This is a genomic window from Amycolatopsis ponsaeliensis (genome assembly GCF_030182635.1).
Lineage (GTDB): Bacteria > Actinomycetota > Actinomycetes > Mycobacteriales > Pseudonocardiaceae > Amycolatopsis > Amycolatopsis ponsaeliensis.
The window spans coordinates 177387-192481 of sequence record NZ_JAPZLD010000001.1; the positions used below are offsets into that span (position 1 = coordinate 177387).

At 71.8% G+C, this 15095-nt stretch carries 14 protein-coding genes; 8 read left to right on the forward strand and 6 right to left on the reverse strand.

All coding sequences use genetic code 11. The features are described from left to right. Nucleotides 1-88 precede the first annotated feature (88 nt). From QQ657_RS00755 to QQ657_RS00775, 5 genes are all read left to right on the forward strand, one after another. The gene (locus QQ657_RS00755; protein ID WP_284740031.1) at nt 89-1015 is read left to right on the forward strand and encodes an ABC transporter ATP-binding protein; all 927 of its coding nucleotides are present in this window, start codon (nt 89-91) and stop codon (nt 1013-1015) included. Next, a complete protein-coding gene (locus QQ657_RS00760) occupies nt 1012-2355 on the forward strand; it encodes an ABC transporter permease (protein ID WP_284740032.1) in 1344 nt (447 codons plus the stop codon). The genes QQ657_RS00755 and QQ657_RS00760 overlap by 4 nt, the downstream gene beginning before the upstream one ends. A 4-nt stretch (nt 2356-2359) precedes the next feature. Further along, the gene (locus QQ657_RS00765) at nt 2360-5116 is read left to right on the forward strand and encodes a bifunctional YncE family protein/alkaline phosphatase family protein (RefSeq protein ID WP_284740033.1); all 2757 of its coding nucleotides are present in this window, start codon (nt 2360-2362) and stop codon (nt 5114-5116) included. 92 nt (nt 5117-5208) lie between these two features. Continuing rightward, nucleotides 5209-5964, forward strand: a complete 756-nt coding sequence (locus tag QQ657_RS00770; protein ID WP_284740034.1) for a PIG-L deacetylase family protein — start codon at nt 5209-5211, stop codon at nt 5962-5964. A 6-nt stretch (nt 5965-5970) separates the two neighbouring features. Next, on the forward strand, nt 5971-6477 hold the full coding sequence (locus tag QQ657_RS00775) for a cysteine hydrolase family protein (RefSeq protein ID WP_284740035.1): 507 nt from the start codon (nt 5971-5973) through the stop codon (nt 6475-6477). Here the strand turns inward: QQ657_RS00775 and QQ657_RS00780 are convergent. Both QQ657_RS00780 and QQ657_RS00785 read right to left on the reverse strand, forming a co-directional pair. Continuing rightward, complete coding sequence (locus QQ657_RS00780) at nt 6470-7381, reverse strand: NADP-dependent oxidoreductase (protein WP_284740036.1); 912 nt, start codon at nt 7379-7381, stop codon at nt 6470-6472. The genes QQ657_RS00775 and QQ657_RS00780 overlap by 8 nt on opposite strands. Nucleotides 7382-7386: 5 nt before the next feature. Continuing rightward, nucleotides 7387-8859: an MFS transporter gene (locus QQ657_RS00785; protein WP_284740037.1), complete on the reverse strand. Its 1473-nt coding sequence runs from the start codon at nt 8857-8859 to the stop codon at nt 7387-7389. Between the two features lie 117 nt (nt 8860-8976). Between QQ657_RS00785 and QQ657_RS00790 the strand changes: the two genes are divergently transcribed. Beyond that, nucleotides 8977-9672 carry a TetR/AcrR family transcriptional regulator gene (locus QQ657_RS00790; protein ID WP_284740038.1) on the forward strand — a complete coding sequence of 232 codons (696 nt, stop codon included), beginning with the start codon at nt 8977-8979 and terminating at the stop codon, nt 9670-9672. A 12-nt stretch (nt 9673-9684) separates the two neighbouring features. On the opposite strand, the gene QQ657_RS00795 is transcribed toward QQ657_RS00790, so the two are convergent. Beyond that, a complete protein-coding gene (locus QQ657_RS00795; RefSeq protein ID WP_284740039.1) occupies nt 9685-10263 on the reverse strand; it encodes a TetR/AcrR family transcriptional regulator in 579 nt (192 codons plus the stop codon). Between the two features lie 88 nt (nt 10264-10351). Here QQ657_RS00795 and QQ657_RS00800 point away from each other — a divergent pair, with 88 nt between their 5' ends. Both QQ657_RS00800 and QQ657_RS00805 read left to right on the forward strand, forming a co-directional pair. Beyond that, the gene (locus QQ657_RS00800) at nt 10352-11773 is read left to right on the forward strand and encodes an FAD-dependent oxidoreductase (protein ID WP_284740040.1); all 1422 of its coding nucleotides are present in this window, start codon (nt 10352-10354) and stop codon (nt 11771-11773) included. Further along, nucleotides 11773-12108, forward strand: coding sequence for a putative quinol monooxygenase (locus QQ657_RS00805; RefSeq protein ID WP_284740041.1), 336 nt, complete (start codon nt 11773-11775; stop codon nt 12106-12108). The genes QQ657_RS00800 and QQ657_RS00805 overlap by 1 nt, the downstream gene beginning before the upstream one ends. 5 nt (nt 12109-12113) lie before the next feature. Here the strand turns inward: QQ657_RS00805 and QQ657_RS00810 are convergent, their stop codons facing one another. The 3 genes from QQ657_RS00810 to QQ657_RS00820 are packed head-to-tail and all read right to left on the reverse strand — an operon-like array spanning nt 12114 to nt 15076. Next, nucleotides 12114-13361: a prolyl oligopeptidase family serine peptidase gene (locus QQ657_RS00810; protein WP_284740042.1), complete on the reverse strand. Its 1248-nt coding sequence runs from the start codon at nt 13359-13361 to the stop codon at nt 12114-12116. Between the two features lie 36 nt (nt 13362-13397). Next, a complete protein-coding gene (locus QQ657_RS00815) occupies nt 13398-14174 on the reverse strand; it encodes an ABC transporter permease (RefSeq protein ID WP_284740043.1) in 777 nt (258 codons plus the stop codon). After that, on the reverse strand, nt 14171-15076 hold the full coding sequence (locus QQ657_RS00820) for an ABC transporter ATP-binding protein (protein WP_284740044.1): 906 nt from the start codon (nt 15074-15076) through the stop codon (nt 14171-14173). The genes QQ657_RS00815 and QQ657_RS00820 overlap by 4 nt, the downstream gene beginning before the upstream one ends. Nucleotides 15077-15095 lie beyond the last annotated feature (19 nt).

Here is a 15095-nt window from a genome sequence, read left to right on the forward strand (position 1 = left end):
TCGATCCGCGTTCACCCGACGCGCCCGCCGAAGTCACTTGTCATGCCTAAGTTTCTGTCGCGACTCAGGAAAAGAGGCAAGGGGAACCATGGACACGCCCGTCGCGGTGCGAGCGCGCGGAATCACCAAGTGCTTCGACGACGTCGTCGCGCTGGACGGCATCGATCTGGATGTGGCGCCGGGACAGATCCACGGGCTGGTCGGCCCGAACGGCGCGGGCAAGACGACGCTGCTCGGCCTGCTGCTGAGCCTGGCGGTCGCCGACGAGGGCCGGCTCGAGATCCTCGGGACGCCGGTCGGGAAGACCCTCAGCGCGCCCGGTGGCGTCGCCGGGTTCGTCGACGGCCCCGGGCTCTACCCCTCGCTCACCGCCCGGCAGAACCTCGCCGCGCTGGCCGCCCTCCGCGGCGGCGACCGGCGGACCGCGAAGATCGGCGACGTCCTCGGCGAGGTCGGGCTCACCGACGTCGCCGACGACCGCGTGCGGGGCTTTTCCCTCGGCATGCGGCAGCGGCTCGGCCTCGCCGCCGCCCTGCTCACCGAACCCCGCCTCCTGGTGCTCGACGAGCCGGCCAACGGCCTCGACCCGGCCGGCAAGAAGCACGTGCACGGCGTCCTCGACCGGCTCGCCGCCGGCGGTACCACGGTGGTGCTCTCCAGCCACCGGATGGACGACCTCGAAGCGCTGTGCTCCGAAGTCACCATCTTGTCCACCGGCCGCGTCGTCTTCACCGGCCCGCTGGGCAAGCTCTCGGCCGAGAACGGCGAGCTCGACTACCGGCTGCGCACGTCCGACCCGGCGGCCGCACGGCCCCTGGTCGCCGGCGCGCCGGGGATCCGCCTCACCGACGCGGACACCGACGCCTTCGTGGTCCGCGCGCTGGTGCCCGCCCTCGACGAACTGGTGCTGCGGCTGGCGAAGGAGGGCATCGCGGTGCGCGAGCTCGCGCCGGTCGTGTCCCCGCTCGAAGCCGCTTTCCTCGCCCTCACCGAACAGCCGGAGGCCGGCCGATGACCGCGACCGTCCCGGTAGCCGGCCGGCCCGTCCCGGTGACGCGCGGCTACCACTTCGAACTCGTCAAGCTGTTCTCCGCCTGGCGGATCCGCCTGCTGGTGCTGGCCTGCTGGCTCGCGCCCGCGGTGTTCGTCGCCGTGGTGAGCGGGCAGAGCTCGCTGCCCGTCGACACGCTCTTCGGCCGGTGGATGAACGCCACCGGCTGGGCCGGGCCGCTGGTGATGCTCGGTTTCGCGGGCACGTACGCGCTTCCGCTGCTGACGTCGGTCGTCGCCGGGGACGTCTTCGCCTCCGAAGACCGGCTCGGCACCTGGCGCCACCTGCTGGTCGCCGTCCGCTCCACCCGGCGGATCTTCGTCGCGAAAGCGCTTGCCAGCCTCACCGTGATCTTCGTGCTGGTGGCCGGGATGGCCGTTTCCGGTGCGGTGGGCGGGCTCCTCGCCGCCGGCGACCGGCCGCTGGCCGGCCTCGACGGCCACCTGCTGACGCCCGGCGACGCCGCGGTGCGGGTCCTGCTCGTCTGGGTCTGCGTGTTCGCCCCGACGCTCGCCCTGGGCGCGATCGGGTTGCTCGGCTCGGTCGTCTGGGGCCGCTCGCCGATGGGCCTGCTGCTGCCCGCGGTCGTCGCGCTCGTGCTGGCGCTCGCCCAGCTGCTGCCGCTGCCGGTCGCCGTCCGCCTCGCCCTGCCCAGCTACGCCTTCATCGCGTGGAACGGCCTGTTCACCGACCCGGCGCAGCTCGGGCCGCTGCTGATCGCGGTCGGCGTCAGCCTGGCGTGGGCCGTGGTCGCGACCGCGCTGGCCTACCTGCTCTTCGCACGCCGCGACTTCACCAACCCGGCTCACGACGGCTCGGGCCGTCGCGGGCTCGTCGTCGGTGTCGTGCCGCTGGCCGGGCTGCTCGCCGTCACGGCCGGGATCGTCGCCGTCGCCACGCCGGCCACCGGGTCCGGGATCGGCCTGGACAAGGTCCAGCGGTCGGTCGCCACCGCGTTCGCCCACCTCTACCGGCTGCAGGCCGGGCAGCTCAACCGGCCCGACGTCACCGAGGCGCAGCTGGCCGCCACGGCCGCGTGCACCAAGGGCGACGGCCTGGTCGAGCCCGAGGGCCCCGGCAACGACTGGCGGTGCGTCGTCTCCTGGCACCTGCCGGGCATCGCGGCGACGGGGTCGGCGATCTACCAGCTGGACATCACCTCGGACGGGCGGTACGTCGCCGACGGCGACGGACCGAAGGAAGTGAACGGCTACTTCCAGGTGCGGACCCCCGCGGGGGACCAGCCCAACCCGCTCTGGCAGTTCGACGGGAACGTCGAGCTGCTCTCCTCCACGAAGGGATAACCCGATGCAGGTAACACGCCGCAGACGGCGTGTCGGGAAGGCTCGCCTTCCCGGTCACCTCGCTGGTCACCGGTTCCGCTACGCGACAGCCGGTTCCGCCACGCTCGTGCTCGTCGCGACCGGCACCGGCGTCGGTGTCGCGTCGACGCAGCAGTTCGGCGAGGACCAGGTCGGCCAGGTCACCGAGAACGGCCAGGTCGTCTCCGCCGACCAGTACCTCAAGCCGATCGGCGACCGGCTGGTCGTGAACAACGGCAAGATCATGGCGTCCTCGGTCAGCCCCGACGGCGCCCACCTCGCCGCGCTGACCACCGACGGCGGGATCGCGCTCACCATCGTCGACCTGAAGAGCTGGCAGGTGCAGCAGCTCGTCGGCAACTCCGCGACGGCGAACCTGCGCATCCCCGGCAACGATGTCGGTCAAGAAGGGCCGGCGTACTCCCCGGACGGCAAGGCGCTGTGGCTGGCGCAGACCGACGGCTACACCCGGTTCACGGTGAACCCGGACGGCACGGTCGCCGCCCCGACGACGGTCAAGATCCCAGCGGACGGCGCGAAGCACGCGCTGGTGGCCCAGGCCGTGTTCTCGCCCGACGGCACAACCGTGTATTCGGCGGTGAACGGCCAGAACCGCGTCGTCGCCCTCGACGCGGTGACCGGCGCGATCAAGCAGAGCTGGGCCGTCGGCAACGCGCCGCGTGACCTGGTCCGTGTCGGGACGAAGCTGTACGTCAGCAACGAAGGCGGCCGCCCGGCACGGCCCGGCGAGCCGACGCTGAACTCCTACAACACCCAGGTGCCGGCCAGCCCGTTCACCGGTGCGACGACCAGCGGCACGGTCAGCGTCATCGACCTCGCGAACGCGGCCGCCGCGCCGAAGAGCATCGACGTCGGCCTGCACCCGACCGCGGTGTACTCCGCCAAGGGCGCGCTGTTCGTCACGAACACCGCGAGCAACACCGTTTCCGTCATCGACACCGGCCGCGACAAGGTCGTCCAGACCATCGCGACCCAGCCGTGGCCGCAGGCTTCGGTCGGGTACGAGCCGGACGGGGTGACCCTCACCGGCGACGGGCACCTGCTGGTGACGCTCGGCCGCGCCAACGCCGTCGCCGTCTACCGCTACCAGCGGGCGCAGGAGCCGGTGAGCTACGTCGGCCTGCTGCCGACGGACTACTTCCCGACGGCGATCACCACCGTCGGCCCGGACGTCGTCGTCTCCAACACGCGTGGCATCGACGCCCGCCGGCCCACCACGGCCGCCGGGCACGGCACCCACGACACGACGTCGAGCGTGCAGCGCTTCCGGCTGCCGGACGACCGCGCGATCCGCGGGTACACCGGCCAGGTCTTCAAGCAGAACGGCTGGACGGACGACTCGGTCCAGGTGGCGCACGACGACGGCCACCGGAAGGCGGTCCCGGTCCCGGCGCGGCTCGGCGACCCGTCGACGATCAAGCACGTCTTCCTGCTGGTCAAGGAAAACCGGACCTACGACCAGCTCTTCGGCGACGACGCACGCGGCAACGGCGACCCGGCCGTGGCGCAGTTCGGCGAGAACGTGACGCCGAACCAGCACGCGCTGGAGCGGCAGTTCGGCTTGTACGACAACACCTACGACATCGGCACGAACTCCGCCGAGGGCCACAACTGGCTGATGCAGGCCGACAACCCGGAGTACACCGAGTCGTCGGCGGGGGAGTACCTGCGCAGCTACGACACCGAGGACGACGCCCTCGGCCACCAGAGCTCCGGGTTCCTCTGGACCGGCGCGCAGGCGGCCGGGAAGTCGGTGCGGGACTTCGGCGAGTTCCAGCAGTTCCTGACCAAGCCGGCCGACGCGAGCTGGCAGAACCTCTACTGCGACAGCAAGAACATGGCGGCGACCGGCGAGCCCAGCGCCTACCCGCTGGTGTCGTCGTCGCCGATCCCGTCGCTGAACGACGTTTCGGTGCCCGGGTTCCCGAAGTTCGACACCGCGGTGCCGGACCAGTACCGGTACCAGATCTGGAAGGACGACTTCGAGAAGCACGGGCCGGCCAACCTGAACATGTTCTGGCTGTCGAGCGACCACACCGGCGGCCCGCCGAACGCGGCCGCCCAGGTCGCCGACAACGACCTCGCTGTCGGCAAGATCGTCGACACGATCTCGCACAGCCAGTACTGGAAGGACTCGGCGATCTTCGTCGTCGAGGACGACTCCCAGGCCGGTCTCGACCACGTCGACGGCCACCGGGCGCCGGTGCAGATCATCAGCCCGTACGCCCAGCACGGCGTCGTCGACAGCCACTACTACTCGCAGATCACGATGATCCGGACGATCGAGCAGATCCTCGGGGTCAAGCCGATGAACCAGAAGGACAGCGCGGCGACGCCGATGAGTGCGGCCTTCACCCCGAAGCCGAACTACGCGCCGTTCACCGCGTTGCCGAACCGCACCTCGCTGACGGGCGGCCTGGCAACCCAGCCGTCCTGCGGCGCGGACACCCCCGCCCCGCCGGACCCCGCGGCGGCCCCGGTGCCGTCGTCGGCGGTGCCGGCGGACAAGGCGCGGGTGGCGGCGCAGTGGCAGGAGTGGACGACGCACCAGCGGCTGACCGGCCCGAACGCGGTCGCCGACTACGCCAACCCCGCGCAGATGAACCACTTCACGTGGTACCAGACGCACGGCTGGCAGCTGCCGTACCCGGGTGAGAACCAGGTGCTCGCCCCGGAGCAGGTCCCGGGCGCGTACCTCCCGTCGGCCGAGTCGGACGGCTGAGAAACCCATCGCGGCGCTCGGTCCTGCCCGGACCGGGCGCCGCGATGGCGTTCACCGGCGGTGGCGGGCGACCGGCCCCGAAACGCGGGAGGATGGCCCGCATGACGTTGCCTGCTCTGCCCGAGGAGTCCTTCCAGCGGGTGCTCTGCGTCGTCGCGCACCCGGACGACATGGAGTACGGCCCGTCCGCGGCCGTCGCCCGCTGGACCGCGCGCGGCATCGAGGTCGGTTACCTCCTGCTCACCCGCGGCGAGGCAGGCATGCCGAACCCGCCCGAGGAGACGGCACGCCTGCGCGTCGCCGAGCAGCGGGCCGCCTGTGCCGCCGTCGGCGTCGAACACCTGACCGTCCTCGAACACCCCGACGGCGTCCTCGTCTACGGCCTCGACCTGCGCCGGGACATCTGCCGGGAGATCCGCCGGTTCAAGCCGGACGTCGTGCTCGGCACCGGATGGGACGTCGAGACGCCGTACGGCTTCGACCAGGCCGACCACCGCGCGGCCGGGCTCGCGACGCTCGACGCGATCCGCGACGCGGGCAACCGGTGGGTCTTCCCGGAGCAGGTCGGCGACGAGCACCTCGAACCGCACTCGGTGCGCTGGTTCCTCATCCCCGGGCCGCCCGGCGCCGGCGCGACCCACGGCGTCGAGGTCACCGGTGAGCCGTTGCGCCGTGGCGTCGCTTCGCTCGAGGCGCACGCCGCGTACCTGGCCGCGCTCCCGGATCACCCTGCCCCCGCGGACTTCATCCCGCAGTTCGCCGCGATGAGCGGCAAGGCGATGGGTGTCGAGCACGCGGTCCTGTTCCGCGCCCACGACCTCCAGGCGCCGCCGGACCTCGGCACCTGAGCTGTGGTGGACTCGACTGTCGCCGGGATCGGCCCGGGAGCGATCGGGACGACCGTCGCCGCCGCGCTGCACCAGGTGGGACGCTCTACGGCCGCACGGCTCGCGACCGGCTCGGGGTTCATCGGCCCGTACTTCACCGGCGCGATCAAGACCGCCACCGGCAGTTTCACCTACGCGCTCCTCGCGATCGCCGAGGGCTCGCCCGGCATCGGGCTCGACCTGCCGGTGCACGGCGAGGACGTCGTCGTGCGCAAACGCCGGACGAGCGCGTTCGCCGGCACGGACCTGGATCTCGTGCTCCGGGCACGCGGCGTGGACACGGTGGTCCTCGCCGGCGTGGCCACGAGCGCGATGGTCGCCGCGACGGCCTACGACGCGGCCGATCGCGGCTACCGGGTCACCGTGCTCGCCGACGGGTGTGCCGACGGTGACCCGGCCGTCCACGAGTTCTTCGTGGAGAAGGTCTTTCCCGGCCGGGGATTCGAGGTCGCGCGCTGCGCCGGCGTCAGCTGACGATCAGGACCAGCCTCCCCCGGACGTGACCGCTTTCGCTGGTGCGGTGCGCGTCGGCGATCCCGGCGAGCGGGAAGGTCCGGTCGACCGGCAGCCAGAACTTCCCGGCTTCGATGAGCTCACCCACCGTCGCGAGCGCGTGGAAACCGGTGCCGTCGACGAATCCGTTGCTGAAGTGGACGCCGTGCTGCTCGGCACCCGCGAAGTCGGCGAGCGTCACCACGTTCTTCGCGTCGCCGGCGAGGTCGATGAGCTCGGGCAGGACGCCGCTGCCGGCGACGTCGAGCGCGGTGTCGACGCCGTCGGGGGACAGGGCGCGCACCCGGTCGGCCATGCCTTCCCCGTAGGTCACCGGTTCCGCGCCCAGCAGGCTCAGGTAGCCGCTGTTGCGGGCACTGGCGGCGCCGATCACCCGCGCGCCGCGCGCGACGGCGAGCTGGACGGCGGTGCTGCCGATCCCGCCGGAGGCCCCGTTGACGAACAGCGTGGTGCCGGCGGTGACGTGGAGCTGGTCGAGGCTGCGCGTGGCCGTTTCGAGCGCGACGGGGATGCCGGCCGCGTCGACGAACCCCAGTGACGGCGGGATGATCGCCCGGAAGGTCAGCAGGGCGAATTCGGCGGCGCCCGCCTGATCGTCGGAGATGCCGAACACCCGGTCGCCGACCGCGACGTCCGTGACGCCTTCGCCGACCTCGTCGACGACGCCCGCCACGTCGGCGCCCGTCGTCTGCGGCAGTGCCGCACCGAAACTCAGGTCACCGCGGCGCACCTTGGAGTCCGTGGCGCTGATCCCGGTCGCGCGCACCGCGATGCGGACCTGGCCGGGACCCGGGTGGGGGTCGGGAAGGTCCACGAGCTCGAGGACCTCGGGGCCGCCGTACTGCTTGAACTGCACTGCTTTCATGACACTCAGGCCTTTCCGCTCTGCTGGGTGACGAACTGCTCCGCGCCGGGATCGGCCGCCAGGGGGCCGCCGCGGAAGAGGCCGGCGGACAGCACCGCGCCTCCGAAGAACAACCCGGCCGCGATCCAGAACACGAAGTGGTAGCCGGTGAGGGTCGCTTCGGCGATCGTGGCCGGGTCGGCCGCCGTCGAGGCGTGCGTGCTGAGGTAGCCCGCCGTCACCGTCGTGCCCAGGGAACTGAACACGGCCAGTCCGATGGAGCCGCCGACCTGCTGGGTGATGTTCACCATCGCCGAGGCCACGCCGGCTTCGTGCGAGCGCACGCCACTGGTCGCCGCGTTCTGACCCGGCCCGAAGATCATTCCCAGGCCGAGGCCGATGACGAGCAGGGCCGGCAGAACACCCGTGGCGTACGTCGAATCCGCGTCGAGGCCGGTGAGCAGCGCCATGCCGATCGCGGTGAGGAGGCTGCCGGCCGGGACGATCGGGCGTGGCCCGACGCGCGGGAGCAGCACCGCGCCCGACACCATCGCGCCCACCATCACCAGGCCGACCATCGGCAGGAACGCCAGTCCGCTTTCCAGCGGCGTGAACTTCAGCGTCTCCGCGAGGTAGTAGGTGACGAACAGGAAGACCGCGAACCCGCCGGCGCCCGAGATCCCGATCGCGAGGTAGGAGGCTCCCCGGTCCCGGTCCAAGACGACCGGCAGGGGGAGCAGCGGGTCGCGGACGCGGCGTTCGACCAGCACGAACACGACGATCAGCACCACGCCGGCCACCGTCGGGGCCAGCGTCCGGAAGCCGGTCCAGCCGTCGGAGGTGGCGTTGCCGAGGCCGTAGACGATGCCGAACAGGCCGAGCAGCGCTAGGACCGTTCCCGGCACGTCCAGCCGGGTGCGCTCCGGCCGGTCCCGGTCCACGAGGAAGGCCAGCGCGCCCGCGATCGCGACCGCCGCGATGATGACGTTCACGTACAGGCACCACCGCCACGACAGGTTCTGCGTGAGCACGCCGCCCAGCAGCAGGCCCAATGCGCCGCCGGCGCCCGAGATCGCGCCGAAGACCCCGAAGGCGCGACCGCGTTCGTCCGCGTCGTCGGCGAAGGTCACCGACAGCATCGACAGCGCCGCCGGCGCGAGCATCGCGGCGAACGCACCCTGCGCGATCCGCGCGATCAGCAGGACGCCGAACCCGTCCGCGGCGCCACCGGCGGCCGACGCGATCGCGAACCCCACCATCCCGGCGATGAAGAGCCGCTTCCGCCCGTACAGGTCGGAGAGCCGGCCGCCGAGGAGCAGGAGACTGCCGAAGGCGAGCGCGTAGCCGGTCACCACCCACTGGCGGTTGCCGTCGGAGAACGCCAGGTCGTGCTGCGCGGTCGGCAGCGCGATGTTCACGATCGTGGAGTCCAGGATGACCATCAGCTGGGCCAGGCTCAGGACGACGAGCGCGATCCAGCGGTTGGCTGTGCGGTGCATTTCGGCCCTCGATCTCCGGTGGACACCGGGTGGACTGGTCGTCGGCCGCGTTAACTTAACATCGGTATATTAACTTATCAATGGTAATTCAGTTGGCGACGGGTAAGGTCGGTGACCGTGAGCACTGGAGAGCCGGCGACCGGCAGCGGTGACGTCCTGTGGCTGCGCGAAGAGCCGCCACGACCGCCGCGCCGGAGCACGCCGCTCACCCTGGAGCGCATCATCGACGCGGCCATCGCCGAACTCGACGCGCACGGGGCGGAGCGGCTGACGATGCGCAAGCTCGCCGAGCGGCTCGAGGTGACCTCGACGGCGCTCTACTGGCACGTCTCGACCAAACGGGATCTGCTCGACCTCGCGCTCGACCACGCCGTCGGCGAGGCGCCGCTGCCCGCGCCCGACCTCGATCCGCGGTCCGGGCTCCGGGCGGTGCTGCTCGGCTGGCGGGCCGCGATGCTCGCGCACCCGTGGCTGCCCGGCCTGCTCGGCCGGCCGCTGCTGGGGCCGAACGTGCTGGCGCGGACCGAGTTCATCCAGGCGATGCTCGTCCGCTCGGGGCTGTCCGGAGTGGACCTCGCGTCCGCCACCCGCCTGCTGGCCAACTTCGTGATCGGCGCGGCGATGGCGGACGCCACCTGGCGCCAGTTCGACGATCCCGCCGTGTTCGCCAAGGCGCGGGCGCACATCCTCGGCCTCGGTGAGCGCTACCCGACGCTCAGCACGTCCGGCTTCACCGATGGGGAGTGGAGCGACGACGAACTGTTCGGCCTCGGCCTCGACCGGGTTCTCGACCAGTTGCTCTCCGCGAGCTGACCCGCCCCTCGGCTACTCCGGCCCGGCGGCCTCGACCGCGGGACCGGTCAGGTAGTGGCGGATGACCGGCGCGACCCAGGCTTCGAGCTCGTCACGCCCCATGCCGGCCAGCGGCGGCACCTTCAGCACGTAGCGTGAGACGGCCAGGCCGAGGATCTGCGAGCCGAGGAGCGCGGCGCGTTCGGGGGCCCGGTCCGCGACGACGGCCGCGACCGCCGGAGCGACCTGGCCGGTGAACAGCTCCAGCATCTTCGCCGCGGCCGCCTCGCTGGTCGTGGCCGCGCGCAGCAGGGACAGGAAACCGGCGTCGTCTTCCCAGACGCCGAAGAAGCGGGGCATCAGCACGTGCCCGAGGTTCTCGGCGCTGACCCCGGTGAGGTCGGGCAGGTTCAGTTCGAACTCCGCGGCCGCCGCGAAGAGGCCTTCCTTCGTGCCGAAGTAGCGGATGACCATCGCCGGGTCGACGCCGACGTCGGCGGCCACGTCGCGCAGCCGCACGCGGTCGAATCCTTGCGCGCCGAAGCGGGTGCGGGCGGCGTCGAGGATCGCGGCGCGGGTCGCGGGGGCAGAACGGCGGCGGGTCTCGGGCACGCCGTCAGCATAAGTCACCGGCGGTTGACTTGTCGCGATGGTGCCCGCTACCGTCTAAGTCACCCGCTGTTGACTTAGGAGGTTCGGCGTGGACACCGTGGATGTCGTCGTGGTCGGAGCCGGCCCGGCCGGCTGCATGCTGGCCGGGGAGCTGGCCCTGGCCGGCCGGTCGGTCGTGGTCGTCGAGAAGCACGCGGAGGCGTCGCCGCTCAGCCGGGCGTTCGGGACCCACGCCCGGACGCTGGAGGTCCTGGACACCCGCGGGCTCGCCGACGACCTGGTCGCCACGGGGACGCGCGCGGGCAGCCTGAGCTTGTGGAAGAGCGCGGGGCTCGACCTGACCCGGCTGCCGTCGCGGTTCCCGTTCCTGCTCGTGACGCCGCAGCGCAACGTCGACTCGCTGCTGGAGAAGCACGCGCGGGACCAGGGCGCGCGGATCGTGCGCGGCACCGCCGTCACCGACCTCGAACAGCGGGACGACGGCGTCGTCGTCCGCGCCGGCGGACTCGCGTGGAAAGCGTCCTATGTGGTCGCGGCCGACGGCGCGCACAGCACCGTCCGGCGGCTGACCGGCACGGAGTTCCCGGGCACGGTGCTGCTGAAGTCGATCATGCTCGCGGACGTGCGGCTCGCGGACCCGCCCGCCACGGTCATCACCGTGGACGCGGTCAAGGACAGCTTCGCGTTCCTCGCCCCGTTCGGCGACGGGTGGTTCCGCGTCATCGCCTGGGACCGGCGGCACGAAGACGACGCGGCCTTCCGGGCGGAACCCGCGCTGGTGCGCGACATCCTCCGGCGGACGATGGGCACGGACTTCGGCATGGGCGAGACGCGGTGGATCTCCCAGTTCCGCAGCGACGAGCGCCAGATCGGCGCGTACCGCTCGGGGCGCGTGTTCTTCGCCGGCGACGCCGCGCACGTCCATTCGCCCGCGGGCGGGCAGGGCATGAACACCGGCATCCAGGACGCGGCCAACCTCGGCTGGAAGCTGGCCGCCGTCCTCGACGGCGCCGACCCCGCGATCCTCGACACCTACCACGCGGAACGGCACCCGGTCGGCAAGCTGGTGCTGCGCACGAGCGGGGCCACGATCCGGCTGATGACGGTGCGGGCGTGGCCGGCGCGGATGCTGCGCAACCACGTGATCGGCGCGCTCCTGCGCAGCGGCCGGTTCTCCCGCAAGGCCGCCGGGATGTTCACCGGGACGGGGATCCGCTACCGGCGCGCGCCGGCCGAGCACCGGCTGGTCGGAACTCCCGTGGGCGAGCTTCCGCTGCGGGACGGGCGGTTGCCGGAATCCTTGCGCCACGGCGGTTTCGTGCTCGTGGCGGGCAAGGGCGCCGGGCCGGTGACCGCGCCGGTGCCGGTGGTGCACCGCACGGACGACGGGCCGGGGTTGCTGGTGCGCCCGGACGGTTACGTCGCCTGGGCGGGCGACGTCACGGCGGGGGAGTGGGCCGCGGTCCTGGACCGCTGGACCGCGCCGCAACGCGAACGGAGTGGCCGCTGATGCAGGTCGTCGTCATCCGTTTCACCGTGCGCGAAGAGTGGGTCGGCCGATGGCCCGATCTCGTCGGCGAGTTCACCCGCGCGACGCGGGCCGAGGACAGCAACCTGTGGTTCTGGTGGGCGCGCAGTGTCGACGAGCCGGGTGTCTTCTTCCTGTTGGAGGGTCACCGCGAGGACGGCGTCGAGCAGCACCTGAAGTCCCCGCTGATCCCGAAGATCCAACGCGAATGGCCGGCGGCTTTGGTCGAGACGCCCCAGGTGCTGATGACGACGATGCCCGGGGACGGCTGGCAGGAGCTGGCCCTCCTGCCGGTGCCGGCCCGGGTCGTCCGGTGAGCGGGCTAGCGGTGCAGCTCCTTCCGCGCCATCCACTGCCAGACGTGGGTGCCGCCGATGCTCGGGTCGTTGCGGGCCACGTAGATCCAGGACCAGTGGCCGGGGAACTGGTGGCCGTTGCGGACCACGTGGTCGTAGAGCGTCAGCTCGGAGCGGGGGATGAGCTCGTGCGCGTGGACGGTGTTGGCCTGCGGATCCACCGTGTCGTCGTCGCGGGAGGCGACCAGCCAGGTGGGGGCGCTGATCGCGGTCAGCTCGGCGTCGGGGATCAGCGGCGGGTTGCCTTCTGCGCGAGCGGTGACGACTCCGCAGATCGGTACCGACGCGGCGAACGTGCGGGGGTAGACGGTGGTCATCTTCAGGCTCATGTAGCCGCCGTTGCTGCAGCCGACGACGTAGACGCGTGCGGGATCGATCGGCCGCGTGCGCACGACGTCCCGGACGATCTCCTGGATGAGCGGGGCGAAACGGGGACCGTCGTCCATCCAGGCGGACGTGCTCTGCGGGGCGACCACGTAGGCGCCGTCGAAGATCGCTTGTGCTTCCCGGGTGGCGAAACCCAGTGCGCCGCGGTTGGCGCGCAAGGTGGTCTCGTTGTCGTAGTAGCCGTCGGGCAGGGAAGCGCCTTCGCCGCCGCCGTGCAGCCAGACGATCAGGGGTTGCCGGCCACGGTGTGACGCGGGGGAGTACAGCCGGTACTTCATCCCCGAGCGCGAAGCGTGGTAGCTGAAAGCGTCTACTTCGGGGTTGCCCAGCCGGCCTTGCGTGAACCGGGTGAAGGTGACCGGCCGTCCGTGCCGTTGCCGGATGGGGACGTTCTGCGTGATGGTGTAGACCAGATCGAGCCGGACGTTGCGGCTCTTGCCGTTGATGTAGCCGAGGGTGCCGCCGCCGGTCTGGCCTTCGCCGTGGCTCAGCTCGAGCACGATGTTGCCGCCGCGGTCGAGCCGTGCGGCGGTGACGGGCCGGTCGAGGTCGTAGCCGATGTCCTGGCCGCCGGTGTCGATCGGGCTGGTGGCCTTCGCGTGCACGGTGAACGTGGTGGTGGTGAGGCTTGCCGGATCGATCGGCCCGAACCGGTTGGTGTCGAGGGTGATCGAGGTGATCTGTTCTCCGCCGTCGAGGGTTTCCGCGTCGAGGGCGAACTTCACGCTGTCCGTCCCGTGGGCGTGGGCGACGCCCGGCAACGCCAGGCCGGCGGTGACGCCCGCTCCGGTGACCAAGGCGATGCGACGGCTGAACACCTTGTCCATGCGACTCCTTTGTCGTGGGACGTATTACGGTACCGCTCAACGGTCTTGGTCGGCGAGTTTCCACCACGCGGCCGTACCGGTGGTGCCGAGGACGCCGACGAGGACGACGAGGGCGTAACCGAGCGGACCCGGCAGATCGCCTTGGGGCCCCGCGGTTCCGGCGAAGAGCGCGGGAACCGACCAGGGGAAGTAGCGGCCGTAGCCCAGCAAGGTGATGACCTGGGCCAGGAACGTCACCACGAACATGGCGGCGACGCCGGCCAGGTAACCGCGACCGGCGCTGGCCGCCAGTGCGAACGGCGTGACCAGCGCGATCGTCATGGCCGCGGTGAGCAGCAGGTTCGCCAAGCTGGCGGCGGCGATCGCGGTCGACCACCCGGTCAGGCCGATCGCCGAGCCGATCGCGAGCCCGAGCAGGGAGGTGTAGAGCGTGAGGAGCAGGCTCCAGGCCGCGACGACACCGAACTTGGCGCCGACGATCGCGGTGCGCGGCGTCGGGAGGGCCAGGAGGTCCTTCGCCGTGCCTTGGCTGAATTCCCGGCCGAACACCCACACCACGATCAGCCCGAAGAGCAGGGTGCCCCCGACGGCGATTGTCTGGGCGAGCAGCGCGAAGTAGCCGGGCCAGTCGGCGGTGCCGCCGGTGAGCGACGCCTTGGCGCCGAGCAGACCGAGGGCGCGGGCGCGGCGCAGGTCCTGGAGGATGAACATGACCAGGCCGCCGAAGCCGGCCGCGATCGTGAACGCGACCGCGGTCACCCAGGGCAGGCGGGATCGGCGCGCCTTCAGCAGTTCGGCCGCGATGGCGTTCATCGGGTGCCGACCAGGCGCAGGAAGCACGTTTCCAGGTCGTCTTGCTCGACGGCGAGCCGGCTCGGCGGGCAGCCGGCGTCGACGAGCAGCGTGGCGATGTCCTCGGGGCGCCGGATCGCCCGGTCGCCGGTGAGCGTGAGCGCGCGGTCGCCGTTGTCCGCGGTGGGATGTCCGGCCGCGTGCAGGATCGCGGCCGCCTTGGGCCGGTCGTGGACGACGACGCTGAGCCGCGGGCGGGCCTGGGCGACGAGATCGCCGGCGGCGCCTTCCCAGACGAGCCGGCCGCGGTCGAGGACGCCGATGCGGGTGGCCAGGCGGGCGACCTCGGTGAGGATGTGGCTGGAGAGGAGCACGGTGACTCCCTGGGAGTGGGCGAGGTCGTGCAGCAGCTGCCGGATTTCGACGACCCCGGCGGGGTCGAGGCCGTTGGCCGGTTCGTCGAGGATCAGCAGTCCGGGCCGGTGCACCAGCGCCTTGGCGAGACCGAGCCGCTGCTTGTTGCCCAGCGACAGCGTGCGGGCGCGGTGCCGGGTGTGACGGTCGAGTCCCAGCCGCGAGATCACGGCGGCGACGGCCTTTTCGTCGCGCAAGCCGTGCAGCCGGGCGGCCATCCGGATGTTCTCGTCGACGGTGAGATCCGGGTACGCGGAGGGTGTCTCGACGAGGTACCCGACCCCGGCCCAGACGGCGCGTGCACCGGGCCGGATGGGCGAGCCCAGCAGCGAAACCCGGCCGCGGGTGGGGCGCACCATGCCGAGCAGCATCCGGATGGTGGTGGTCTTCCCCGCCCCGTTGAGGCCGAGCAGCGCATGGATTTCCCCGGGCGCCACGTGCAGGTCGAGCCCGTCGACCGCGAGGACGTCGCGATAGGCCTTGGTCAGGCCGACAGCGTCGATCACCATGGGAAGCCTCGTTTCGCGC